General features: G+C 70.0%; 23 protein-coding genes. 11 read left to right on the top strand and 12 right to left on the bottom strand.

Features of this window, described 5'->3' with window-relative positions; translation table 11 throughout:
- Nucleotides 1-44 precede the first annotated feature (44 nt).
- The 3 genes from ACTOWL_RS20735 to ACTOWL_RS20725 are packed head-to-tail and all read right to left on the bottom strand — an operon-like array spanning nucleotide 45 to nucleotide 3,243.
- Nucleotides 45-1,640: a DHA2 family efflux MFS transporter permease subunit gene (locus ACTOWL_RS20735; RefSeq protein WP_441323171.1), complete on the bottom strand. Its 1,596-nt coding sequence runs from the start codon at nucleotides 1,638-1,640 to the stop codon at nucleotides 45-47.
- Nucleotides 1,637-2,746 carry an HlyD family secretion protein gene (locus ACTOWL_RS20730; RefSeq protein WP_441323170.1) on the bottom strand — a complete coding sequence of 370 codons (1,110 nt, stop codon included), beginning with the start codon at nucleotides 2,744-2,746 and terminating at the stop codon, nucleotides 1,637-1,639. The genes ACTOWL_RS20735 and ACTOWL_RS20730 overlap by 4 nt, the downstream gene beginning before the upstream one ends.
- The gene (locus ACTOWL_RS20725) at nucleotides 2,743-3,243 is read right to left on the bottom strand and encodes a winged helix-turn-helix transcriptional regulator (protein ID WP_441323169.1); all 501 of its coding nucleotides are present in this window, start codon (nucleotides 3,241-3,243) and stop codon (nucleotides 2,743-2,745) included. Before ACTOWL_RS20725 ends, ACTOWL_RS20730 begins: the two co-directional genes overlap by 4 nt.
- Nucleotides 3,244-3,398: 155 nt before the next feature.
- Between ACTOWL_RS20725 and ACTOWL_RS20720 the strand changes: the two genes are divergently transcribed.
- The 4 genes from ACTOWL_RS20720 (at nucleotide 3,399) to ACTOWL_RS20705 (ending at nucleotide 6,921) form a co-directional block, all read left to right on the top strand.
- Complete coding sequence (locus ACTOWL_RS20720; protein WP_441323168.1) at nucleotides 3,399-3,716, top strand: hypothetical protein; 318 nt, start codon at nucleotides 3,399-3,401, stop codon at nucleotides 3,714-3,716.
- Nucleotides 3,717-3,814: 98 nt separating this feature from the next.
- Nucleotides 3,815-5,137, top strand: a complete 1,323-nt coding sequence (locus tag ACTOWL_RS20715) for an LLM class flavin-dependent oxidoreductase (protein ID WP_441323167.1) — start codon at nucleotides 3,815-3,817, stop codon at nucleotides 5,135-5,137.
- A 132-nt stretch (nucleotides 5,138-5,269) separates the two neighbouring features.
- Nucleotides 5,270-6,445, top strand: a complete 1,176-nt coding sequence (locus ACTOWL_RS20710; RefSeq protein ID WP_441323166.1) for a Fic family protein — start codon at nucleotides 5,270-5,272, stop codon at nucleotides 6,443-6,445.
- 155 nt (nucleotides 6,446-6,600) lie between these two features.
- Nucleotides 6,601-6,921, top strand: coding sequence for a hypothetical protein (locus ACTOWL_RS20705; protein ID WP_441323165.1), 321 nt, complete (start codon nucleotides 6,601-6,603; stop codon nucleotides 6,919-6,921).
- 18 nt (nucleotides 6,922-6,939) lie between these two features.
- Here ACTOWL_RS20705 and ACTOWL_RS20700 read toward each other — a convergent pair whose 3' ends face one another.
- The gene (locus ACTOWL_RS20700; RefSeq protein WP_441323164.1) at nucleotides 6,940-7,698 is read right to left on the bottom strand and encodes a sugar phosphate isomerase/epimerase family protein; all 759 of its coding nucleotides are present in this window, start codon (nucleotides 7,696-7,698) and stop codon (nucleotides 6,940-6,942) included.
- A 24-nt stretch (nucleotides 7,699-7,722) separates the two neighbouring features.
- A complete protein-coding gene (locus tag ACTOWL_RS20695) occupies nucleotides 7,723-8,889 on the bottom strand; it encodes a Gfo/Idh/MocA family protein (protein ID WP_441323163.1) in 1,167 nt (388 codons plus the stop codon).
- A 241-nt stretch (nucleotides 8,890-9,130) separates the two neighbouring features.
- On the opposite strand from ACTOWL_RS20695, the gene ACTOWL_RS20690 reads away from it, so the two are divergent.
- The 4 genes from ACTOWL_RS20690 to ACTOWL_RS20675 all read left to right on the top strand — a co-directional run bounded on the left by ACTOWL_RS20690 (nucleotide 9,131) and on the right by ACTOWL_RS20675 (nucleotide 12,749).
- Nucleotides 9,131-10,462, top strand: coding sequence for an ABC transporter substrate-binding protein (locus ACTOWL_RS20690; protein ID WP_441323162.1), 1,332 nt, complete (start codon nucleotides 9,131-9,133; stop codon nucleotides 10,460-10,462).
- A 22-nt stretch (nucleotides 10,463-10,484) separates the two neighbouring features.
- On the top strand, nucleotides 10,485-11,423 hold the full coding sequence (locus ACTOWL_RS20685; RefSeq protein WP_441323161.1) for a carbohydrate ABC transporter permease: 939 nt from the start codon (nucleotides 10,485-10,487) through the stop codon (nucleotides 11,421-11,423).
- The gene (locus ACTOWL_RS20680) at nucleotides 11,420-12,301 is read left to right on the top strand and encodes a carbohydrate ABC transporter permease (RefSeq protein ID WP_441323160.1); all 882 of its coding nucleotides are present in this window, start codon (nucleotides 11,420-11,422) and stop codon (nucleotides 12,299-12,301) included. The genes ACTOWL_RS20685 and ACTOWL_RS20680 overlap by 4 nt, the downstream gene beginning before the upstream one ends.
- A 205-nt stretch (nucleotides 12,302-12,506) precedes the next feature.
- The gene (locus ACTOWL_RS20675; protein ID WP_441323159.1) at nucleotides 12,507-12,749 is read left to right on the top strand and encodes a hypothetical protein; all 243 of its coding nucleotides are present in this window, start codon (nucleotides 12,507-12,509) and stop codon (nucleotides 12,747-12,749) included.
- Between the two features lie 20 nt (nucleotides 12,750-12,769).
- Here the strand turns inward: ACTOWL_RS20675 and ACTOWL_RS20670 are convergent, their stop codons facing one another.
- Genes ACTOWL_RS20670 through ACTOWL_RS20660 form a run of 3 tightly spaced genes read right to left on the bottom strand, consistent with a single transcriptional unit; the run spans nucleotide 12,770 to nucleotide 15,758 of the window.
- Nucleotides 12,770-13,999 (bottom strand): MFS transporter, encoded by a 1,230-nt coding sequence (locus tag ACTOWL_RS20670; protein ID WP_441323158.1) that lies wholly within the window; start codon nucleotides 13,997-13,999, stop codon nucleotides 12,770-12,772.
- Between the two features lie 43 nt (nucleotides 14,000-14,042).
- On the bottom strand, nucleotides 14,043-14,933 hold the full coding sequence (locus ACTOWL_RS20665; protein WP_441323157.1) for an amidohydrolase family protein: 891 nt from the start codon (nucleotides 14,931-14,933) through the stop codon (nucleotides 14,043-14,045).
- Between the two features lie 3 nt (nucleotides 14,934-14,936).
- Complete coding sequence (locus ACTOWL_RS20660) at nucleotides 14,937-15,758, bottom strand: HpcH/HpaI aldolase family protein (protein WP_441323156.1); 822 nt, start codon at nucleotides 15,756-15,758, stop codon at nucleotides 14,937-14,939.
- Nucleotides 15,759-15,877: 119 nt separating this feature from the next.
- On the opposite strand from ACTOWL_RS20660, the gene ACTOWL_RS20655 reads away from it, so the two are divergent.
- On the top strand, nucleotides 15,878-16,795 hold the full coding sequence (locus tag ACTOWL_RS20655; protein ID WP_441323155.1) for a LysR substrate-binding domain-containing protein: 918 nt from the start codon (nucleotides 15,878-15,880) through the stop codon (nucleotides 16,793-16,795).
- A 13-nt stretch (nucleotides 16,796-16,808) separates the two neighbouring features.
- On the opposite strand, the gene ACTOWL_RS20650 is transcribed toward ACTOWL_RS20655, so the two are convergent.
- Nucleotides 16,809-17,546 carry a helix-turn-helix domain-containing protein gene (locus ACTOWL_RS20650; protein ID WP_441323154.1) on the bottom strand — a complete coding sequence of 246 codons (738 nt, stop codon included), beginning with the start codon at nucleotides 17,544-17,546 and terminating at the stop codon, nucleotides 16,809-16,811.
- A 98-nt stretch (nucleotides 17,547-17,644) separates the two neighbouring features.
- Here ACTOWL_RS20650 and ACTOWL_RS20645 point away from each other — a divergent pair, with 98 nt between their 5' ends.
- Entirely contained in the window at nucleotides 17,645-18,757 is a 1,113-nt protein-coding gene (locus ACTOWL_RS20645) for a hypothetical protein (protein WP_441323153.1), read from the top strand.
- A gap of 21 nt (nucleotides 18,758-18,778) precedes the next feature.
- Nucleotides 18,779-19,957, top strand: coding sequence for a DUF5624 domain-containing protein (locus ACTOWL_RS20640; protein WP_441323152.1), 1,179 nt, complete (start codon nucleotides 18,779-18,781; stop codon nucleotides 19,955-19,957).
- 242 nt (nucleotides 19,958-20,199) lie between these two features.
- On the opposite strand, the gene ACTOWL_RS20635 is transcribed toward ACTOWL_RS20640, so the two are convergent.
- Genes ACTOWL_RS20635 through ACTOWL_RS20625 form a run of 3 tightly spaced genes read right to left on the bottom strand, consistent with a single transcriptional unit; the run spans nucleotide 20,200 to nucleotide 24,012 of the window.
- Nucleotides 20,200-21,105, bottom strand: coding sequence for an intradiol ring-cleavage dioxygenase (locus ACTOWL_RS20635; RefSeq protein WP_441323151.1), 906 nt, complete (start codon nucleotides 21,103-21,105; stop codon nucleotides 20,200-20,202).
- Between the two features lie 25 nt (nucleotides 21,106-21,130).
- A complete protein-coding gene (locus ACTOWL_RS20630) occupies nucleotides 21,131-22,900 on the bottom strand; it encodes an FAD-dependent monooxygenase (protein ID WP_441323150.1) in 1,770 nt (589 codons plus the stop codon).
- The gene (locus ACTOWL_RS20625) at nucleotides 22,897-24,012 is read right to left on the bottom strand and encodes a branched-chain amino acid ABC transporter permease (protein WP_441323149.1); all 1,116 of its coding nucleotides are present in this window, start codon (nucleotides 24,010-24,012) and stop codon (nucleotides 22,897-22,899) included. The genes ACTOWL_RS20630 and ACTOWL_RS20625 overlap by 4 nt, the downstream gene beginning before the upstream one ends.
- Between the last annotated feature and the right edge of the window lie 5 nt (nucleotides 24,013-24,017).

Genomic DNA, 24,017 nt, shown 5'->3' with positions numbered 1-24,017 from the left:
GTCCGGGGCCGCCGCTTCCTACCTCTTGCTCCAGCGAGATGACATCAATGCGCGTCCGCCGAGGGGCCGCGGGGCGGCGCCACCTTGCGCATCAGCGGCACCATCAGCGCCGCGATCGTCAGGCAGACGCACAGCACCAGGAAGGCGTCGGCATAGGTCATGGTCTGCGCCTCGCGCATCGTCAGCGCCCACAGCTGCTGCAGCGCCGCCGCATGGCCGCGCTGGGCGTCGCCGCCGAGGGCGACGGTCTGGGCGGCCGTCACCTTCTGCACCAGGTCGACCATGGCCGGGTTGGCCGGGGTCAGATGCTCGGCCAGCCGCAGGAAATGCAGGTTGGTGCGGTCGTTCAGGATGGTGGCGCAGGCGGCGATGCCGATGGCGCCGCCGAGGTTGCGCATCAGGTTGAACAGGCCGGAGGCGAGCTTCAGCCGGTCCGGCGCCAGCCCGCCGAGGGTCAGCGTCACCGCCGGAGCCACCGCGAATTGCTGCGAGAAACCGCGGAACGCCTGGGGCAGCAGGAATTCGCGCCAGCCCCAGTCATGGGTGATCGGGGTGAAGTACCACAGCGAGACGGCGAAGCAGGACAGGCCGAACATCATCAGCCAGCGCAGGTCGAAGCGCTTGGCGAACCAGGCGTAGACCGGGATCGCCATGATCTGGAACACGCCGGTCGAGAACACCGTCAGGCCGATGTCGTAGGCGCTGAAGTCGCGCACCCGGCCGAGGAACTGCGGCGTCAGATAGATGGTCGAGAACAGGCCGATGCCGGTGACGAAGGAGAAGAAGCAGCCGAGCGCGAAGTTGCGGCTCTTCAGCGCCCGCAGATCCACCACCGGCCGCTCATAGGTCAGGCTGCGCCAGATGAAGAGGATTCCGCTGACCGCCGTGATCCAGGCGGTGGCGCGGATGCTGTCGTCGCCGAACCAGTCCCAGCGCGGCCCCTCCTCCAGCGTGTATTCGAGGCAGCCGAGGAACAGCGCCATCAGCACCATGCCGGGATAGTCGGCGCCGCGCAGCAGCGACCAATCCGGCTTGTCGATCTTCACCAGCATCGGCACCGCGATGGTGATGAACACGCCGGGGACCAGGTTGACGAAGAACAGCCAGTGCCAGGAGTAGTTGTCGGTGATCCAGCCGCCGATGGTGGGGCCGAGCGTCGGGGCCAGCGAGGACAGCGCGCCGACGGTGGCGGCCGCGGCGATCACCTTCGGCCCCTGGAAGAAGGCGAAGGCGGCGGTGAACACGGTCGGGATCATCGAGCCGCCGAGGAAGCCCTGCAGCGCCCGGAAGGCGATCATGCTGTTGATGTCCCAGGCCCAGCCGCAGAGCAGGCTGGTCACGGTGAAGCCGGCGGCCGAGACGCTGAACAGCCAGCGCGTCGACATCACCCGCGACAGCCAGCCGGACAGCGGGATGACGATGATCTCGGCGATCAGGTAGCTGGTCTGCACCCAGGCGGTCTCGTCGACGCCGGCGGACAGGCCGCCGCCGATGTCGCGCAGCGAGGCCGAGACGATCTGGATGTCGAGCAGGGCGATGAAGAAGCCGACGCACATCACGGCGAAGGCGAAGATCTTCTGGCCCTCGGTCAGCCCGGCGACGCCGGCAGGGGCGCCGGGCGAGGCCGCGGCGGCGCTCATTTCGCAGCCCCGTCCCGCTGGTCGACATCGGCGGTCACCGACAGGCCGGGCCGCAGCCGGCCCAGCACCGAGGCATCGCCGTCGAGCAGGATGCGCACCGGCACGCGCTGCACGATCTTGGTGAAATTGCCGGTCGCGTTCTCCGGCGGCAGCACGCTGAACTGGGCGCCGGTGGCCGGCGCCAGGCTGGCGACATGGCCGTGGAACACCTCGCCCGGCAGCACGTCCGCCGTCACCGTCGCCGCCTGGCCTGGGCGCATCTGCGCCAGCTGGGTCTCCTTGAAATTGGCGTCGACCCACAGGCCGGCGGCCGGCACGATCGACAGCAGCTGCGACCCGACGGTGGCATAGGCCCCTTCCTGCGCGGCACGGTTGCCGATGGTGCCGTCGATCGGCGCCCGGATCTCGGTGTAGCCGAGGTTGAGCTGCGCCGTGTCGCGGTCGGCGACGGCCGCGGCCAGCGCCGCCCGGACCTGCTGCTTCTGGGTGTCGATGACGTCGAGCTGGCGCTCCGTCGCCTCCAGCGTCGCCTGCGCCTTCTGGCCGTCGGCCACCGCCTGCTTGTGGTCGGCATCGGCCTTCTGGAAGGTCTGGACCGAGGCGAAGGATCGGGCCGAGAGCTGCTGGTAGCGCACCTGGTCGTCGCGGGTGCGCACGATCTCGGCGTCCGATGCCGCGATGCCGGCCTGGGCCTGGGCGATCACCGCCTGCTGCAGCCGCCAGGTGGCGTCGAGATTGGCCAGGGTCGCGTTCTGCTGCGCCACCGCGGCCTCGGCCTTGGCCAGCGCCGCCCGGTAGTCGCGATCGTCCAGCCGGACCAGCAGGTCGCCGGCATGGACCGGCTGGTTGTCGGTCACCGCCAGGGTGGCGACGAAGCCAGCGACCTTCGGCGCGATCACGGTGATGTTGCCGCCGACATAGGCGTCGTCGGTGCTTTGGAAGAAGCGGCCGACCGTCCACCAATTGTACCCGTACCAGCCGCCGCCGAGGATGATGGCGAGCGCCACGCCGGACAGGGCCAGGCGCTTCCTGGTCAGCCGCGGCTTCCGAGCGGCCGGCGCCTGGACCGGGGTCGAGGTGTCGCGGTCGAGGACGATGGCGTTCACGGCTTGGCCTCCTGGGTGTCGATGCGGGCCAGCCGGCGGCGCGTCTGCTCATCGGCGGCCGGGCCGGCGCCGGGCTTGAAGTCGCGTGAGGTGATCGGCCGGCCGCTGTTCCGGTCGACCAGGATCGGATCGGCAACGACGCCGGTCTCGCGGTCGACCAGCTGGACGCTGGCGCCCTCCGGCGCGAAGTGGCGGTTGCCCCAGGCGACCAGCGACCACACTACCGGCCGGAAGTCGCGGCCGATCTCGGTCAGCACGTAGTCGTCGCGCGGCGGCTTCTCGCTGTAGCGCCGCCGCTCCAGCAGGCCGGACTCGACCAGGCTGTTCAGCCGCCGGGTCAGCATGCTGGGGGCGATGCCGAGGCTCTTCTGGAACTCGTCGAAGCGGGTCAGGCCGTAGAAGGCGTCCCGCAGGATCAGGATGCTCCACCACTCGCCGACCCGTTCCAGGCTGCGGGCGACGGGGCACGGCATGGTGCCGAAGCTCTTGCGCTGCATGGCGATGCCTTGCGGTCATCATTGAATGATGGTCGTCATATATGCGCGTCACTATCATTTTGCAAGTAACACGATCGAGCGGGCGCCTAAGACCCTCTCCGGCCCTCGGCACCATCCGTTTGCGATGGAGGCCCCAGGAGGAGAAGATCGGCGTGATGACGACGCACGAGATCTTCCTGCACTTCCTGACCACGGTGAAAAACCCGCTGGTGCTGGCCGCCTGCCTCCTGACCGTGCTGTTCATGCCGAATCGCTGGGCCATCAGGCTCGTCACGATCGCGACGGCGCTGGCATGGGGGGTGTTCAGCGTGACGGTCGTCCGCCCGTCCGACCATCCACTGCTGGCCCTGGCGATCAGAGGCGTGGCGGGCGCGCTGGTCGCCGAATTGGCCCTGCTCGTGATCGTTCCGATGATCGTTCTGGGCCTGGCGGCCGCGCGGTCGCTGCTGGCCTGGCTGCGCCCGCCGCCCTAGCCCGTCCCCATTGCGCAGCCCGGCCGATCCCGGCGAGAATGGGGGAACGCCGCCGAGGACATGCCCGCAACCCGCCCTGATCGGGCGAGAGGTGACCCTTGAGTCGCGACCGCCAGCTGCATCTCGGCGCCTTCATGCGCCCCGTCAGCATCCACACCGGCGCCTGGCGCTATCCCGGCGCCTATCCGGACGCCAACTTCAACTTCGGCCACCTCAAGCGCTTTGCCCAGACGCTGGAGCGCGGCTGTTTCGACGCCTTCTTCATGGCCGACCATCTGGCTGTGCTGAACATGCCGGTGGAGGCGCTGAAGCGCAGCCACACGGTGACCTCCTTCGAGCCGTTCACCCTGCTGTCGGCCCTGGCCGGCGCGACCGAGCGGATCGGGCTGGTGGCCACCGCCTCGACCACCTTCGACGCGCCCTACCACATCGCCCGGCGCTTCGCCTCGCTGGACCACATCAGCGGCGGCCGCGCCGGCTGGAACATCGTCACCACCTCGAACCCGGACGCGGCGCTGAACTTCGGCCTCGACGAGCACATGGAGCATGGCGAGCGCTACGACCGCGCCCGCGAGTTCTACGACGTGGTCACCGGCCTGTGGGACAGCTGGGCCGACGACGCCTTCCTCCGCGATGCCGGGAGCGGCCTCTATTTCGACCCCGACAAGCTGCATGTGCTGGACCACAAGGGGCCGCATCTCTCGGTGCGCGGGCCGCTGAACATCGCCCGGCCGCCGCAGGGCTGGCCGGTGATCGTGCAGGCCGGTGCCTCGGAGTCCGGCCGGCAGCTGGCGGCGGAGACGGCGGAGATGGTGTTCGCCGCCGGCTCGACCCTCGCCGCCGGCCAGCGCTTCTACGCCGATGTGAAGGGCCGGATGGAGGCGATCGGCCGCGACCGCGACCATCTGAAGATCCTGCCCGGCGCCTTCGTCGTGATCGGCGACACGGTCGACGAAGCGCGGGCCAAGCGGGCGACGCTGGACAGCCTGGTCCATTACGAGAGCGCCATCGCCTCGCTGTCGATCGCGCTGGGCATCGACGCCTCCGGCTTCGACCCGGACGCGAAGCTGCCGCCGATCCCGGAGACCAATGCCAGCAAGAGCGGCCGCGAGCGGGTGCTGGAGCTGGCCGAGCGCGAGGGGCTGACCGTGCGCCAGCTGGCCCAGCGCCTGGGCGGCTATTCCGGCCTGGCCTTCATCGGCACGCCGGCGACGATCGCCGACGAGATGGAGGAATGGCTGGAGACCCGGGGCTCGGACGGGTTCAACGTGATGTTCCCATACCTCCCCGGCGGCCTCGACGATTTCGTCGACCGGGTGGTGCCGGAGCTGCAGCGCCGCGACCTGTTCCGCAAGGAGTACGAGGGCACCACGCTGCGCGACCATCTGGGCCTGCCGCGGCCAAAGAACCGGTTCTTCTAGGCGAGGTGGGCGCAGGCAGCGCGGAGCGACGTTAGGAACGATTCCTTGACTAGCGACCGACGCTAGTAAAGAGTTCGTTCCTAATCAGGGCGGCAAGGAAAGCCGCCGTGCCTTGCGCATGGGCGCCGATAGATGCCGAAGCGAGCCACGGGCCGATATGAAAGCGTGACCGCCAGCGGGGAGAAGGTCGATGCCTTCATTCCATTCGACCTGCCGCCCGCTCGGCCAGCGCTCACCATAGGCAGCAAGCTGGAGCATCGCCTCCGGGAGGCCGAGCAAGCGCTGCTTCGGCTCGATCTTGCGGGCGAGATGGTGCCTTCGCTTGACTGGTTCATCTACGCCTTCGTGCGCAAGGAGGCGGTGATCTCATCGCAGATCGAAGGCACGCAAGCGTCACTGGTCGACCTTCTCGCCTTCGAAGCCGAGGAGCAGCCCGCTCCCAACGCGGATATCGAGGAGGTGACGAACTACCTCGACGCGCTCGCCTATGCACGCGGCCGGCTTGCGTCCAAACGCGGCCTGCCGCTTTCCATGCGACTGCTGAACGAAGCCCACAAGCGGCTGATGCGTGGCGTGCGCGGCTCGGGCAAGCAGCCCGGGGAAGTCCGCCGCAGCCAGAACTGGATCGGCGGCAGTCGGCCCGTGAATGCGGTCTATGTCCCACCGCCGCCCGACAAGCTCCCCCAGCTTCTCAGCGAATTTGAGAAATACATCCATAGAGATGATCCGCTGCCGAAGCTTGTGCGGACGGCCCTCCTGCATGTGCAGTTCGAAATCATCCACCCCTATCTCGACGGCAACGGGCGGATCGGGCGGCTGCTGATCGCCCTGCTGCTGGAGCACTGGGAGCTCCTGAAGGCCCCCCTCCTCTACCTCAGCCTCTATTTCAAGCGCCGCCGGGAAGAATACTACCGGCGACTCGACCTCGTGCGGGTGGAAGGTGACTGGGAAGGTTGGATCGACTTCTTTCTCGATGGGATAGCCACCATCTCCGACGAAGCCGTCGCCTCGGCACGCGATCTGTTCAAACTCGTCAGTACGGATCGGGCAAGGCTGCTTGGCGGCGAGTTGGCCTCCGTCTCGGCCCTGAGACTGTTCGAGCAGCTTCCCCGTCATCCGATCGTGACGGTCGCCTCGGCCATGAAGCTGATCGAAGCGAGCAAGCCCACCGCGACCCGCGCGATCGAAGCTTTGGTGCGGGTCGACGTCCTCGTGGAGACGACGGGAAAGAGGCGCGATCGCAGCTTTGCCTATCAGGCCTATATGGAGCGGCTGCGAACCGGAACGGAATTGAACAGCCGCGACTAAGACCGGGTGGTGCCGGAGCTGCAGCGCCGCGGCCTGTTCCGCACGGAATACGAGGGCACCACGCTGCGCGACCATCTCGGCCTGCCGCGGCCGAAGAACAGGTTTTCCCCGGCAGGGTGATAGACTGCTCTCTGGCAGGCTGCTTCGGATCGAGGATGCAGGACGAATTCAGCTACACCATCGATGGGACGCGCCGCCGTTGCCGTTTCGCACGAGCCGATCGCCCATGGGGCCATGCCATCGACGTCGAAATCCTCGGCGACGACGGCGAGCCATTGAATCATGTCGTCTTTGCCTGTCATCCGGAGCATCCGGCCTATGACGAGCTCCAGGCAAAGAACACCGCGGAGCTTACCGGGCTGGCTGCGGCACAGATGGAAACGGGCCGATACGAGGAGGCGCTTGCGCAGGCTCGGCAGGCCGGTTTCGTCCTTCTGATTCGGCTCGGCGGTCCTGAAGGCCACTCGTCGGGCTAGGTGGCCTCCTCGGCCCCCCTACGCCCCCACCAGCCGCCGGATGTAGTCGATCGACCGCGCCGCGAAAGTCTTCCAGTCGGCCGGGTTGTCGTGCTCGACCACCAGCACCGCGGCGCGGGTCTGGCCGAACAGCGGGGCCAGGGACGGCCAGTCGATGATGCCGTCGCCGGTCGCCGCCCAGCCCTCGTCGGCGGCGGTGCCGGCCCGGGCCGTGTCCTTCAGCTGGATCGCGGTGATGCGGTCGGCGTGGCGCGCCAGCTCCTGCGCCGGGTCGGCCCAGCCGCGAGTGACCCAGCCGATGTCGATCTCGAAATCGACGCCCGGGCCCGCCGCCTCCAGCAGCAGGTCGATCGGCCGGTTGCCATCCTCCAGCCGCCGGTACTCGAAATCATGGTTGTGCCAGGCGACCTTCAGGCCTTCGGCCTTCGCCCTCGCCGCACCCTCGGCCAGCTGTTCGCCGACCCGGCGCCAGCCATCGGCGGTGATGCTGCGCTCCGCCGGGGTCAGGTAGGGCGGGATCAGCGTGTCGGCGCCCAGGGCATGAGCATAGTCGAAGAACCGGCGCGGCTCGGCCACCAGCCCGGCCAGCGGCATGTGGAAGCCGGAGCAGGCGAGGCCGGCGGCGTCGATCTGCCGACGGAATGTCCGGGCGTCGGCCTCATAGGCCGGCAGCCATGGCTCGACCGCGTCGTAGCCGCATTGCGCCAGCCAGTCGAGCTGGGCCTCCAGCGGCGGGAAGAAGCGGGCGGAGTAGAGCTGGAACGAGATCGGGAGCATCGCGGTCGTCCGGTCGTGGTGGGGTCAGGCGGTGAACTCCTGGGGCGCGCCGGCGGCGGTCAGCCGGGCGGCGTCCTCGGGCGTCATCGGGGCCGGCCGGTCGGTGGTGCTGCCGATCTCGACGAAGCGGCCGGCCTCGGCCGATGCGACGATCGCCAGCAGCACCTCCAGCACATGCCGGGCGAAGCGGCCGGAGGCGCGGGCCGGCCGCCCCGTCTCCGCCGCGTCGAGCATGTCGGCCAGGCCGAGGCCGCGGTAGTTGCCGATGCGCCGGCCGGCCGGCTCGATCCAGTTGTCGCGGCCGAAGGGCGCGCCGGCCGGGTCGAAGCGCTCGGGCGCGCCGTCGCGGACCAGCTCCAGCCCGCCGGCGAAATAGTTCGGGTCGGGGATCATCAGCGACCCCTCGGTGCCGTGCAGCTCGATCGGGTTGCGGTGGCCGTGGCCCCAGGTGTCGTAGCTGAGCGAGGCATGGATCTGCGCGCCCGAGCGGAACTCCAGCAGCGCCTGGCTGGTGGTCGGCGTGGTCACCGGCACCCGGGTGCCCCGGTTCGGCCCCTCGGCGGTCACCAGCCGCTGGTCGAAGAAGCGGGTGGCCAGCGCCACGACGCGGCGCACGGGGCCGAGCAGGTTGACCAGGGCCGAGACGTAGTACGGCCCCATGTCCAGCACCGGCCCGGCGCCCTGCTGGTAGTAGGGGTGCGGGTTGGGGTGCCAGCGCTCCATGCCGTGGTTCATGAAATGCGCGCTGCCGCTCTTGACCGTGCCCAGCCGGCCCTCGTCGATCAGCCGCCGGGCGGTCTGGTGGCCGCCGCCGAGGAAGGTGTCGGGGGCCGAGCCCAGCATCAGGCCGCGCCGCTCCGCCAGCTCGACCAGCCGGTCGCCGTCGGCCAGGGTCAGGGCCAGCGGCTTCTCGGTGTAGGCGTGCTTGCCGGCCTCCAGGATCGCCGCGGTGGTGGTGGCGTGGCTGGCCGGGTTGGTCAGGTTGACGACGGCGTCGATGCCGGGGTCGGCCAGCATCGCCTCGGGGTCCATCGGCCGCAGCCCGTAGCGGCCGGCCGCGGCCTCCGCCGCCGCGCGGCTGACGTCGGCGCAGGCCACCAGCTGCACCGGCGCGAAGATCGCCGACAGCCGGGCATAGGCGTCGAAGATGTTGCCGCAGCCGAGCACGCCGATGGTCCACTGCCTTGCCATGATCCGTCCCGAGCCGAGGGTGAGGCGCGGCCGCCGGGCGGCCCGCATGACGGTGAGACTAGGCGCGGCGCCCGCCGCCCCGCCAGACGGATCGAGACGGCAATGTCCGCCATTCTGGACAAACCGCCGCCGGCGCCGGCGCCGCATTGACAGCGGAGCGGCTTCCCAGGTTCTGATTGTTGCAAGGAATCGCCGACTCGCTTTGCGAGATCAGAGACGACCACCCCAGGGAGGCAAAAAAATGTCGGAGACGACCAAGCCGGGATCCGCCATGGGACCGACCATCGGCAGGCGCCGCTTCCTGCAGAGCACCGCGGGGGCGCTGGTGGCGCCGGCCGTGGCGGGGCTGCCGGCCGCGGCGCGGGCGCAGGACAAGGTCGAGCTGCTGTTCTGGGCCTGGACGCCCGACACCCAGACCCAGGTCGACCTGTTCCAGAAGAAGTACCCCGGCATCTCGGTCAAGCTGGAGAATGTCGGCCAGGGCCCGCCGCACTACGTCAAGCTGCGCAACGCCATCAAGGCCGGCAGCGGCCTGCCGGACGTGGCGCAGATGGAGTTCAACTCGATCGCCAGCTTCAGGCAGCTGGGTGTGCTGGCCGACCTGGCGCCGCACGGCGTCGGCGATGTCGGGCCGAAATTCATCGACTGGACCTGGAAATCGGTCAGCGCCGACGGCAAGATCTACGCCGTGCCCTGGGACAGCGGGCCGATGGGCCTGCTGTACCGCGCCGACGTGTTCGACAAGAACGGCCTGTCGGTGCCCGAGACCTGGGACGACTATGCCGAGCAGGCGATCAAGCTGAAGGAGAAGTCGCCGGGCACCTTCATCTGCGATTTCGGCGCATCCGACGCCGGCTGGGTCTGCGCCGTGCTGTGGCAGGCCGGCTGGCGCCCGTTCCACCTGGACGGCACCAGCATCAAGATCGCGATCAACGACGACGTCGCCAAGAAATGGGCCGGCTACTGGCAGAAGCTGATCGACGCCAAGGCGGTCGACGTCAAGCCGATGTGGACCACCGAATGGTTCGCCGGGCTGGATGCCGGCACCTACGCCTCCTGGGTCACCGCGGCCTGGGCGCCGGTCTTGATGCAGCAGTCGATGAAGAAGAGCTTCGGCCAGTGGCGGGCGGCGCCGATGCCGCAATGGGAGAAGGGCGGCAAGATCACCTCGAACTGGGGCGGATCGACCTTCGCCGCCTTCACCTCGTCGCAGCATCCGAAGGAGGCGGCGCTGTTCGCCCAGTTCATGGGCAGCGACCCGGAGGCCTCGAAGCTGTGGACCACCAAGCAGTTCCTGTTCCCGGTGCTGAAGGACCTGATCAACGACAAGGAGCTGATGGGCCACGGCTACGATTTCTACGGCGGCCAGAAGGTCAACGAGATCTTCGTCGTCTCGGAGAACCAGGTCGACCCGAGCTTCGAATTCGCGCCGTTCCAGGACTATGTGAACCAGCAGCTGCAGGACGAGATGGCCTCCGCCATTGCCGGCAACGGCACCCTGGCCGAGGCCTTCGACCGGGTGCAGGACACCGTCGTGGCCTATGCCACCGACCAGGGCTTCACCGTCCTCTGAGGTCGGGGCCGGCGGGCGCGCCATGACGGCGGCGCCCGCCGGTGCCCGGGCCGCAGCCCCCCGGGCCGCCCGCGGGGCGCGGCGACGGATCCTGGTCGGCCGCAAGCTGGCGCCCTATGTCTTCCTGGCGCCGTTCCTGCTGCTGTTCGCCGGCTTCCTGATCGCGCCGCTGCTCTATGCCTTCCAGATGAGCCTGTTCCGCGAGACGCTGGTCGGCGGCGCCCGCTTCGTCGGGCTCGACAACTACGTCCGCGCCATCCACGACAAGAACTTCTGGGACGGCGTCGGCCTGCTGTTCCAGTTCGGCCTGATGCAGATCCCGGTGATGCTGGGGCTGGCGCTGCTGTTCGCGCTGATCCTCGACAGCGGCCTGGTCTTCGCCCGCAGCTTCTTCCGCGTCGCCTTCTTCATCCCCTATGCGGTGCCGGGGGTGATCGCCGCGTTGCTGTGGGGCTATCTCTACGGCCCGTCCTTCGGCCCGTTCAGCCAGATGTCCGAGGCCATGGGCTTCGGCAGGATCGACTTCCTGTCCGGCGGCGGCCTGCTGCCCTCGCTCGCCAACATCGCGGTGTGGGAGTTCATGGGCTACAACATGATCATCTACTACGCGGCACTGCAGTCGGTGCCGCGCGACCTGGAGGAGGCGTCGGCGATCGACGGCGCCACGGCGCTGCAGCATTCGCTGCGGATCAAGCTGCCGCTGATCGTGCCCACCATCATCGTCACGGTGATCTTCTCGATCATCGGCACGCTGCAGCTGTTCACCGAGCCCTATCTGATGCGCAACCTGGCGCCGAGCCAGATCAACAGCCACTACACGCCGAACTACTACGCCTACACCCTGGCCTTCGTCTCGCAGCAGTACAACTACTCGGCGGCGATCTCCTTCCTCCTCGGCGCGGTGGTGGCGGTGGCGTCCTACGGCTTCATGCTGCTGACCAACCGCAGGAGACCCCGGTGACGATCGCCGCGCGCACCGTCCGCTCCGCCGCCTTCCGCCGCCAGCGCTGGCTGCTGACCGCGGTGCTGGGAATCTACTTCGTCTACACCTTCATCCCGCTGCTCTACGTCATCGTCTCGTCGACCAAGACCAATGCCGACCTGTTCGGCACCTTCGGCCTGTGGTTCGCCGGCGACTTCAACCTGTGGGAGAATCTGCGCGGCCTGTTCACCTACCAGGACGGCGCGTTCGCGCGCTGGCTCCTGAACAGCTTCCTCTATGCCGCGATCTCCGGCCTCGGCGCCGCGCTGCTGGCCACCTGCGCCGGCTACGCCTTCGCCAAGTTCCAGTTCCGGGGCAAGAAACTGTTCTTCGCCCTGGTGCTGGGCGCCGTGATGATCCCGCAGACGGCGCTGTCGGTGCCGCTGTTCCTGATGCTGTCGCAGATCGGGCTGGTCAACACGCCGATCGCGATCATCCTGCCGTCGATGGTGTTCCCGCCGGGCGTGTTCCTGATGTGCGTCTATATCGAGGACGCGGTGTCGAACGAGCTGATCGAGGCCGGCCGCGTCGACGGCGCCGGCGAGCTGCACATCTTCGGCAAGATCGCCTTCCGCCTGCTGATGCCGGGCTTCGCCACGGTGCTGATCCTGGCCTTCGTGTCGACCTGGAACAACTACTTCCTGCCGCTGGTGATGCTCAGCTCGTCGGAGTATTTCCCGATCACCGTCGGCCTGTCGCAATGGTACGCCTCGGCCACCTCGGGCAGCGGCGGCACGGTCTTGTTCACCATCGTCATGGCCGGGGCGCTGGTCAGCGTGCTGCCGGTGATCGCCGCCTTCCTGTTCATGCAGCGCTGGTGGCAGGGCGGCCTGGCGAGCGGCGGCGTGAAGGCCTGAGCCGCCTCGCCGACCGACTCGACTCCCGGCACGCGAAGGAATAGAACATTTAGCGAACATTCGATCGGTCGGGAGCCTCGGAGGCCGCCATGAAGCACCGCAAGGGTCCCTTCAGCGAGGATCTCCGCGCCGTGTTCGCGCTGGCGGGGCGCTCCCCCGGCCCTTTCCCGCCGTCGGCCCCGGAGAAAGGCAGCCAGGGCCTGCGGTGAGGGAGCGCATCCAGGACAATTGGGAGATCGGCCTCCGGCTGTCCGACATCTCCTCCGGCACCGCCATCGTGGCAAAGTGCGGGAAGTGCAACCGCAAGCGGCAGCTGGATCGCCGGCGGCTGATCCAGCGCTTCGGCCGGGATGCAAGGCTGCTGCGGCTGGAGCTGGCCTTGCGCTGCACCGGCTGCGGCTCGGAGACCGCCTGCCGGATCGAGCTGCAGGCGGCCCGGCGGGACTGACGGTCCCGCCGGGCCCGTGATCAGCTGCCCGACCGCGGCCGGACCCGGTCGGCGACCAGGAAGGCCAGCGCGGCGACCAGCGCCGGCGCGGCGGCGATCAGGAACAGCGTCGGCCAGCCGAGATCGGCGGCCAGCAGGATGCCGCCCAGCATCGGCCCGATGATCGAGCCGACCCGGCCGATCCCCATGGCCCAGGCGACGCCGGCGCCACGCACCGCCTGCGGGAACAGCCGCACGGCCATGGCCGGAATGTTCAACTGCCCGCCGATGATGCAGGCGCCGGTCGCGACCACGACGGCCACCATCGCCACCGACGCCCCGACATTCTGCCCCATCAGCACCACCAGCACGGCGCCGGCCGCCACCAGCGCGGCCACCGGCCGGAACGGCCCGAAGCGGTTGATCAGGAAGGACAGGCCGATCGCCCCGACGATGCCGCCGGCATTGAGCAGCACCCCGCCGATCGCCGCGCGCTGGGGCGACAGGCCGGCCTGGACCAGCACGGTCGGGGTCCAGCTGATCAGGAAATAGCTGAGCAGCAGGATCGAGAACACGCCGGCCCAGATCGCCAGCACCGCCGGCAGCCGCCCCTCGCCGAACTGGCCGGACAGGGAGGCGGCGATGCCGCCCTGCGGCCGGTGCGCCTCGTCGTGGCGCGACAGCGTCTCCGGGATCAGCAGCGCCAGCGGCAGGACCAGCAGGGCGGCGACGCCGCCGCCGACGAAGATCGCCCGCCAGCCGAGATGCAGCAGCGCCGCGGTGATCGCGCCGCCCAGGACGGCGCCCAGCGGGAAGCCGACGAACATCAGCGTGACCATGCCGCTGCGCCGCTCCGGCGCGGTGTGCTCGGCGGTCAGCACGACGATCGCCGGCATCGCCCCGCCGAGGCCGATGGCGGCGACGAAGCGGAACAGCATCAGCTCGGCCGGCGTGTCCGCCACCGAACAGAGCAAAGTGCCCGCGGCGGCGAGGGCGAGAGCCGCGACCAGCACCAGGCGGCGGCCGAACCGGTCGGCGGCCGGCCCCATCAGGAAGCTGCCGACCACCGCGCCGGCATAGCCGATGCCGAAGATCTGCCCCATCTCGACCGGCGACAGGCCCCAGTCGCGGACCAGGACCGGGGCGATGAAGGACATCATCAGCGTGTCGTAGCCGTCGACCATGGCGATGATGAAGCAGATGACCACCGCGCGGGCCCGGAAGCCGGCGAAAGCGGCGCCCAGCGCGGGTGTTCCGTCTTGCACAAGCATGGTGTCCTCCCCCTGTGGTTCTCTTGGTGTCGCTACCGCCGGCTCAGCCGAAGCCGAACAGGCGCTGCGGCGTCTCGACCAGGACCAGCCGCCGCACCGCCGGGTCGGGAGCCCAGACCGCGAGCAGGTTCAGCAGCTCGCCGGTGTCCCGCCCCGAATCCGGAATGTGCGGCCAGTCCGATCCCCACAGCGCCCGGTCCGGCGCGGCCTTGAGGATGGCCTTGGCCAGGGGCTCCACCACAGCGTAGCCGCGGGCCTTGGCGATGCGGTAGGGGCCGCTGAGCTTCAGCCAGCACCGGCCGTGGCGCATCAGGTCGAGCAGCCGGGCGAAATCCGCCTGGGTCAGCCCGTCCTCCTCCAGCATGTAGCCCATGTGATCGATGACGAAATCGGCCTCGAGCGTGCGGAGGAAGCCCAACAGGTCGCGCACGACCCGGCCCGGGGCGTAGAATTGCAGGTGCCAGCCCAGGCGCGCGACCCGGCCGGCCATCGCCGTGATGTAAGCCTGGATCTGGTCGAGCGGCAGGGCCGCGCGCTTGAACAGGTCAAGCCGCACGGCCCGGACCCCGAGGCGGTGGAAGCGGTCGAGCTCGGCATCGGCGATGTCGGGCTCGACCATCACCACGCCGCGCGCCGCGTCGCCGGCCGCCGCCAGCGCGTCGAGCAGGCAGGCATTGTCGGTGCCGTAGAAGCTGGGCTGGACGATGACGAAGCGCTCCAGCCCCAGCACCGGCATCAGCCGCCGATACTGCGCCAGCGTGCCGTCCGGCAGGGTGTAGTGCGGCCGGGGCACGCGCGGATAGGTCTCTTCCGGGCCGAACACATGCATGTGCCCGTCGCAGGCGCCGGCCGGCACGTCGAAGACGGGCCGCTGGTTGGTTTCGGCCGGCCGCAGCGGCAGCGAGGTCAGGATCTCGTCGGTCAGGGTGCTCATCGGTCAGCTCCGCTCCGCAAGCTGCTGGCGCCAGTCCTGCGCCCGCTGGGCCAGGCCGGTGGCGAGGATGTCGGTGTCGATGGCGGCGAGGATCAGCGGCGCCATGCCGGCGGCCAGCAGGTCGCGATAGTGGTCGGCCCCGGCGACCCCGCCGACGGCGGCCAGCTTGCCGTGCCGCGCCGCGGCCGCGGCGACCCGGGCGCAGCACTCGGTCAGCGCCGGGTGGCGGACATCGCCGACATGGCCGAGATCGACCGACAGGTCGTTCAGCCCGACATGCAGAATGTCGACCCCGTCCAGCGCGGCGATGGCATCGGCCTGGGCGATGCCGGCCGCGCTTTCGAGCAGGATGTGCACGCTGGTGGCGCGGTCGGCGCGGCGCATCAGCTCCGCCGCCGGCAGCCGCCGGAAGCCGTTCTGCGGCAGCAGGGCCAGCTGCGAGCGCTGGCCGCGCGGCGGGAAGCGGGCGGCGTCGACGACGCGCCTGGCCTCCTCCGCCGTCTCCACCCGCGGCATGATGATGCCGCTGGCGCCGCCGTCGAGCAGCCGGCCGATGGTGCCGCAGTCGCGCTCCGGCACCCGCACCCAGGCTTCGAGGCCGAGATCGGTCGCGGTGGCGGCGATCTGGGCGGCGGCGTCGATCGGCATGGCGCTGTGCTCAAGATCGATCCACAGCACGTCGTAGCCGGCGCCGCGGGCCATGCGTGCCACATCGGCGGTGCGGGCATGGCGCACGCCGACCCCCAATGCCGGCCGCCCGGCGGCCAGCCCTTCCAGCACCCCGGTGCCGGCGTCGGCAGCGTCCTGCGCTGGAACGACGACCATCCGCTTCCTCCCGACCCTGCCCGGCCCTCTAGCCGCAGCTTTGATGGCTTGATGTTGCGACCGGAGAACGATTTGCGCTAATTCATTATCGATCCGTCATTGATGGGTTTTGTAAATCAATGGACCTGCGACAGCTGCGCTATTTCACGGTGCTGGCCGAAGAGCTGCACTTTCGCCGGGCGGCGGAGCGGCTGCACATCACCCAGGCGCCGCTGAGCCTGGCGATCCAGGCGCTGGAGCGGGAGCTGGGCGGGCCGCTGTTCCACCGCACCCAGCGGCGCGTGGCGCTGACCGAGATCGGCGCGGTGCTGCAGGCCGACGCCGCCGCCATCCTGGGCCGGGTCGAGCAGAGCCGGGCCGTGATCCAGGACCTGGTCAGCGGCGAGGCCGGGCAGCTGCGCATCGGCTTCACCCCGGCCTCGTCGCTGCTGTCCTTCTTCCCGCGGCTGATCTCGCAGTTCCGCAGCGCCCATCCGAATGTCCGCCTGCTGCTGCGCGAGCTGCCCTCGGGCAGCCAGCTGGGCGCGCTGCAGGCCCGCGACCTCGATGTCGGCATCGTCCGCAAGCCGGTGTCGCACCAGGCGTCGGACCTCACCCTGACCCGGCTGGTGACCGACGCGCTGGTGGTGGCGATGCATCGCGGCCACCGGCTGGGCGAACGGTCCGAGCTGGAGATCGCGGATCTGCGCGACGAGGCCTTCATCTTCTATCCGCGCCAGGCCGGCGTCGGCATCTACGACCAGATCATCGGGCTGTGCGCCCGGCGCGGCTTCGCGCCCCGGATCGTCCAGGAGGCGCAGGAGGCCTCGACCCTGATCGGCCTGGCGGCGACCGGCCTGGGCATTGCCATCGTGCCGTCCGGCCTGCAGCACATCAGCATCCCGAACATCCTGTTCCGGCCGCTGGCCGATGCCGATGCGGTGACCGAGGTGCTCCTGGCCTCCCGCATCGGCGAGGCGAATGCCCGCGTCGCCGCCTTCCGCCGCATGGCGCTGGCGATCCTGGCCGCCGAGCGCGCGGCCGGGGACCCGGAGTGACCGGAGCCGGTGCTCAGCCCCGCCCGGCCAGGAACTTCGCCGGCGGCTGGCCGTAGAGCCGCTTGAACATGGCGATGAAGGCGCTGACGGATTCATATCCCAGCGCCAGCGCCACCGCCGACACGCTCTCGCCCGCCGACAGCAGGTCGATCGCCCGCCGGGCGCTCACCCGGCGGCGCCAATCGGCGAAGCTGGTGCCGGTCTCGCGCTCGAAATGGCGGGTGAAGGAGCGGGTCGACATCGCCGCCGCCCGGGCCCACTCCGCCAGCCCGCCGCCATCGGCCGGCGCCTCCAGCAGCCCTTCGGCGATCGCCCGCAGCCGGGGCGAGCGCGGCAGCGGGATCTCCAGCCCCTCCGCCTCGGCCTGGCCGAGCTCGAGCAGGATGACCTGCGACAGCAGATCGGCCGCCGGCCCATCCGCCTCAGGCAGCTCGGTCAGCCGCTCCAGCGCCGCCAGCAGCAGGGCGGAGGTGCGGAGCACGCAGACTTGGTCGGGCAGCTGCCGGGCGTAGCGGGCGGGAGCCCAGGCCAGCCACCCCTCGACCGGTCCCTTCGACCGCGCCGCATGGATGGTGCGCGGCGGAATCCAGACCAGGCGCTGCCGCGGCACGACCCAAAGGCCGTCCTCGGTCTCCTGGCTGACGACGCCGGACAGGACGCAGGTGAACTGCCCGCGGTCATGGGCATGGGGCAGCACCTCGCGCCGGGCGTCGTCGCGGAAGCGCTCCACCTGAAAGGTCTCGATCGTCATGCTTTGGCCCAAACGCGATATTTTTTGCACTATAGCGGATAACGGCAAGGCCGTCGCCGGCGTTATTGTGCCCCATGAACGGACGATCTGGAGCCGGCATGACCGAAACCACACCTGCCGTCGCCGGCGGCCTTCTGGTGCCGTATCAGCGGCTGGCCACCTCCGGCGCCCGGGCCGTGCTGCCCGTCACCGTCGACGGCGCCCTGCACCTGGCGGTGCCGCAGATGGCCCTGGACCTGCCCGGCCAGCCGGCGCACATGAACGGCGGCGACAGCGACACCGACCTGCTGCTGTTCCGCTGGCGCGACGGACGGTTCGAGCAGGGCGGCCGGCTGCCCCTGCCCGGCGGCGAGGACGTGCTGGCCTTCGCCATCGGCGAGGACCGGTTCCTGGCCACTGCCGGGATCCGCACCGGCCGCGGCCCCTACGACCTGAACACCCAGGCCGTGATCTACCGCCGGGCCGGCGGGGCCTGGGAGCCGTTCCAGTCGATCCCGGCCTTCGCCGCCAAGCAGTGGCACCATTTCACCTTCGACGGCCGGCACTTCCTGGCCCTGGCCCAGGGCGTGACGCTGGACGGTATCGCGGCGCGCCATCCGCGGCAGTCCTGCATCCTGGAATGGGACGGCGCGCGCTTCGTCGAGTTCCAGACGCTGGAAGGCGGCTGGGGCTACAACTGGGAGTTCTTCGAGCTCGAGGGCCAGCGCTTCCTGGCCTATGCCGACCACACCAGCCCGTCGCGCCTGTACCGCTGGGCAGACGGCGCCTTCGTGCCGGTCCAGGACTTCGCCAATCTGAGCGGCCGCGCCTTCCGCTTCTTCGAGGCCGATGGCGGCGCCTGGCTGGCCTTCGCCAACATCGCCGGCGACTCCGTGCTGCATCGCTGGGACGGCCGCCGGTTCGAGCCGCATCACAGCCTGGGCGGGCCGGGCGGCCGCGAGTTCGAGCTGATCCACACCGGGTCCGGCCTGTACCTCGTCCGCATCTGCTTCATCCAGGGGTCGCCCGCGGCGCCGAAGACCGACCTGATGTCCCAGATCCATCGCTGGGACGGCGACGGCTTCGTGCTGGCCGGGGAGTTCCCGACCTTCGGCGGCACCGACGCCGCCGCCTTCGAGGCGGACGGGCAGCGTTTCCTGGCCGTGTCGAACAGCCTGACCCCGGACATCCGCTTCCGCCAGGACACCGTGATCTACCGGCTGGCGCTGTGACCGGCCCGGAAGGAGCTGCCCTTGGCCTACGCCCCCGACCCCGATTTCCGCGCGCTGTTCACGGCCTACACCTCGGACCCGGACAGCATCGGCGCGCATCTGACCGACCGGATGGCGCAGCTGGCCGCCGGCGACCCGCTGCTGGTCGCCACCGGCACCGATATCGCCCTGTTTCCCGGCGCCGGCCGGCCGCCGGTGACCGAGAGCTTCCGCCGCTCGACCCGCGGCTTCATCGAGCTGACCGGCGTGTCCCATCTCGGCATCGCCGTGCCCTGGATCGTGCGGCTGCGTGAGCTGGGCGACCCCGGCTGGCGGGCCGACGCCCTGCGCCTGATCGACCGGATGGACGCGGTGCGCGCCGTCAACAGCGAGGCGCATTGGCGCGACGCGGTCGCCGTCGCCGCCTGGGCCGGGCTGGAGGCGAAGATCGCCGACCTGGTCGACTACAGCTGCGCCGTGACCACCGCCACTCTGCAACGGGGCCTGGCCGATGAGAGCCTGCTGACCTTCGGGCACCTGCGGCAGAACTATCTCGACCCGGTCGGGTCGGTCGAGGTGCCGGTGCCGATCAACGACATGATGGCCGCGACTTTCGCCCTGGCCTTCCTCGACATCGGCCACCGCATCATCGGCTGGCTGCAGGCGCAGGAGCTCGACTGGGGCCGGGCGATGGTGCTGATCAGCGGCCGCTCCGGCCGGCCGACGGCGGGGCTGACCTGGCCGACCAACAACATGTGCCACCTGCTGTGGCAGGCCTCGGGCCGGCGGCTGCCGCCGGAGCGGGTCTACATCGCCCCGCACGCGCCGTCCTTCGTGCTGGCGGATCTGCGCGACGCGGCCCAGCTGGCCGCGCTGGAACGCGAGTTCCGCCGGATCTGGCTGAACACCCGGGCCAGCGTCGAGCTGGGCCGCGCCATGTTCGAGGGCTATCCCGCCTTCCGCCCGGCGGTCGACGCCGCGCCGGTGGTCGACGCCGCGACCCGGGCGATCCAGGACCTGCCGGCGGTGCGCTCGCCGGACGACCGCCGCGCCATCATCACCCGGCTGCGCTTCGTCATGGAGGATCCGGCGCAGCTGATCTCCAACGCCGCGGCGCATTACATCATCGACCAGCTCTGCGCCTGCGGCAACCGGCCGTCCGAGGTGGTGATCCCAGGCTTCACCCACGTCACCTATCCGTCGCGCCGGCGGAGCGCCTGAGGGAGCTCCTCCCGAGAGCAGGGGCCTTGGGCCGGACGCGTGTCGCCGGCTGGGATCGGGTCTCTCCCGCCCCGGCCGGCCAGCGCCAATTCCGGATACTTTCCGACCCTCTCAGGGGCGGACTTTGCGCGAGCCGATGCTCGCCGACTTGGAGTCGCGCGTATTGAGCGGAGAGAGGACTGTTTGCGAAGCGGCAGCTCCTGCCGGCCGCGGTGGTCAGCAAGCCCCGGGAACCGAGGCCATCATTTCTCCGATCGCCGCGGCCGCGCCAGGACGAAGTCGCTCTCCACCGTCCAGAACGGGTTGGGCAGGCCCAGCCTGGCGGCCTGGTCGGGGTCGTCGATCTGCCGGTAGTCGGCGATCAGGCTCTCCTTCACCCCGAACACCGCGTCGCTGTGCAGGTACGGGCAGTCCGGGCTGAAGATGTGGGTGGTGATCGGCTCGTGGCCCTCGGCCCCGACGATGAAGTGGATATGGGCGGGCCGGTAGGGGTGTCGGCCCATCCGCTCCAGCAGCTGGCCGACCGGGCCGTCGCTCGGGATCGGGTAGAAGCGCGGCTTGACCGCGCGGAACCAGTAGCGGCCCTCGGCGTCGGTCTGGAACACGCCGCGCAGGTTCATGTCCGGCTGCACGCCCTTCTGCTGCACGTCGTAGAAGCCGTCTTCGTTGGTCTGCCAGACATCCAGCAGCGCGCCCGCCACCGGCCGGCCCTCGGTGTCGGTGACCCGGCCGCGGACCAGCAGCGGCTGACCCTTGCCGTCGAGGCAGATGTTCGCCCCGTTCTCGTAGCGCGGCGCGTCGGAGACGTAGAACGGCCCCAGCACCGTGGTCTCGGTGGCGCCCGACGGCTTGCGGTTGTTGATGGCGTCGACCAGCATCGACACGCCGAGCGTGTCGGACAGCAGGATGTACTCCTGGCGCCAGTCGGTGCTGATCTGGCCGGTCCGGGTCAGGAACTGGATCGCCGCCATCCATTCGTCGTTGGTCGGCTCGACCTCCTTCACCAGCTCGTGCAGGTGCCGGATCACCGCGCTCATCACCTCGCGGAAGCGCGCGTCGGTGACCTTCATGCGGCCGATCACGATTTCGGCCGAGCTTTCCTCGGTGAAGTAGCCGGTGTCCTCGGGGGCAATGGCTGGCGCGGTCATCGGGGGTTCTCCCTTGGTCTCTGCATCAGGCGGCCACGGTGCGGCGGGCGGCCGGGGCGCGGCCGAGGATGCGCAGCACCGCGGCCTCGAGATCGGCATGGGCGGTGGATGTGACGGCCTGGGCCCTGAAAGCGACATGGTGGTCGGGGCGCACCAGGACGCAGCCGGTCTCGTTGGTCTCGCGCATCTCGGCCCAGTCGCCGAACACATCGGCCAGCTCCCGGCCCGGGCCGATGACATGGGCGTCGATCGGGAGGCCGCGCTCGGCCGCGATGGCCTGCGCTGCCGCGACCCAGGCCTCGCCGCCGATGCCGGTCAGCACGGTGAAGCGGCCATGGCCGCAGACATCGAGGGTCGACAGCCGCCGGCCGTCGCGCTCGAGCCAGAGATGCGGCAGCCGGGCGCCGGGCCAGGTGGTGGGGTGGTAGTACAGCTCGCGGTCGCGCGCCCAGTCCGGCTCGTCCGTGCCGTCCGGCACGATGACGGCGGAGCGGTAGCGCTGGTTCATCTCCACACCGTGGCAGTTGAACTCGTAGGATTTGTGGGCGATCGCCTGGCGCAGCCGCTCGCGCTGCGCCGCCGCCTCGGGCGTCGCGTCCTTGCGCGCCTCCATGTTGCGCTTCATCTGCTCGGGGTCGCTGGTCGACAGCAGGCCGAGGCTGTCGAAGATCGGCCCGAACTCCTCGATCGACTTGTTGGCGCGCTCGACGATCTGGCGCGCCACCGGCGACCGCTCGGCATCGTAGCTGGCCAGCAGCGACGGGTCGGCCTTGCCCTGCAGCACATAGGCCAGCTTCCAGGCCAGGTTGAAGGCGTCCTGGATCGAGGTGTTGGAGCCGAGGCCGTTCGACGGCGGGTGGCGATGCACCGCGTCGCCCATGCAGAACACCCGGCCGGCCGTGTTCGACAAAGCGAACTGGTGGTTGACCGTCCACAGGCTGTGCGACTTGACCTTGATCGGGATGGTCTGGTCGCCGATCAGGTTGTGCGCCACCTCGGTCGCCAGCGCGTCGGTCATTTCCGGCGGCGGCTGGCTGATGTCGTAGCCCCAGACGATCAGCCATTCGGTCCAGGGCCGCACCATGCGCACCAGCCCCATGCCGATGCCGCCGATATTGGCGCCCGGCTGCAGCACCCAGTACAGCACGCTGGGGCGGTGGGCGACGTAGCGCGACAGGTCGGCCTCGAACACGATGTTCATCGACCCGGCGACGCCCATCTTGCCCTGCATCGGCAGCCCGATGTCCTGCGCCACCTGCGACCGGCCGCCATCGGCACCGACCAGGTATTTCGCGCGGATCTGGTAGTCGTGGCCGGACAGCCGGTCGCGCACCGTGGCGGTGACGCCGTCGGCATCCTGCGCCAGCGACAGGTATTCGGTGTCGAAGCGCACCCGCGAGCCGCGCGAAGCGGCGTTGGACAGCAGGATCGGCTCCATCAGGTTCTGCGGCACGTCGCAGATCGTGGTCGGCGAGGCCAGGGTGTAGTCCGCCATCCGGCTCGGATGGTTGCCCCAGGAGTACAGGCGGCCGATCTCCTCCCCCGCCAGCGAGGTGCAGAACACGTTGTTGCCCATCAGGTTCTGGTGGGCCCGCTTCTGGTTCACCTCGTCCTCGACGCCGAAGTCGCGCAGCACCTCCATGGTCCGCTGGTTGGTGATGTGGGCGCGCGGCGTGTCGGCCAGCCAGCGGTACTTGGTCACCACCATGTTGCGGATGCCGTAGGTCGACAGCGCCAGGGCCGCGGCGGAGCCGGCGGGGCCGGACCCGACGATCAGCACATCGGTCTCGATCATGGCGTTCCTCCTTTGGTTTTCTCAGATGCACCGGCGACCGGCAGGACGAGACGGCGGCGGATCGGGAACAGGTGCAGGTCGAAGCGCTCCGCCACCATGCCCCAGAGCCCCTTCGGGAAGAGGCGCATGACCAGGATGGCGAGCAGGCCGAGCAGCATCAGGTACCAGCTGCCGAAGCCGGCCAGCTGGTCCTGCAGCAGGGTGAAGACGATGACGCCGAGGATCGGGCCTTCGATCGTGCCGATGCCGCCGATCACGACGATGAACAGGACGGTGGCGGTCCAGTCGAGCACCGAGAAGGCGGCGTCGGGCGAGATCCGGGCCTTCTGGAAGTAGATCAGCGCCCCGGTCAGCCCGGTGCCGAAGGCGGCGACCAGATAGACCCCGACCTTGAGCCGGAAGGCGTCGACCCCGACCGACAGCGCCGCCGGCTCGCTGTCGCGGATCGCGGCCAGGGCCAGGCCGCGGCGCGAGCGCAGCAGGGCGTAGACCAGGCCGACGGTGCCGGCCGCGAGCAGCAGCGCCAGCCAGTAGCAGGCGACGTCGCGGGCCGCCGCGGCGCGCAGGCCCAGCAGGTCGGCGGTCGCCTGCACCACCCAGCTGTCGTTGGTGGCCTCGCGCGGCAGCGACATGCCGGTGCCGCCGCCCAGGACCTTGACCTGGGCCAGGACCAGCCGGAACACCTCGGCCACCACCCAGGTGCCGATGGCGAAATAGGCGCCGCGCAGCCGAAACACGACGAAGGCGGTGGGCACGGCGATGATCGCGGCGGCGACGCCGGCCAGCGGGATCGCCACGATCGGGTCGATGCCGGCGGTGACGGTGGCGGCGAACAGCAGATAGGCGCCGAGCCCGACATAGGCCTGCTGGCCGACCGAGACCAGCCCGGCGAAGCCCGCCAGCAGGTTCCAGCACTGCGCCAGCGCCAGCATGGTGAAGACGAAGAACAGCTCCTGCACCAGCCCGCGCCCGGCGACCAGCGGGAGGACGGCGAGGGCCGCCACCAGCACCAGCGCAGCGATGCCGGCGGCGGTCGAAAGCCGGGTGCGGGTGGCGACGCGCCAGTGCCGTGGGGCCGCGGGGAGCAGAGTGTCCTGGGTCAGCAGGGACATGGCTT

This window comes from Inquilinus sp. CA228, assembly GCF_052078665.1.
Classification (GTDB): Bacteria; Pseudomonadota; Alphaproteobacteria; order DSM-16000; family Inquilinaceae; genus Inquilinus.
The sequence above is the reverse complement of the archived record's forward strand: the minus strand, read 5'-3'. Positions and strand labels throughout refer to the sequence as shown.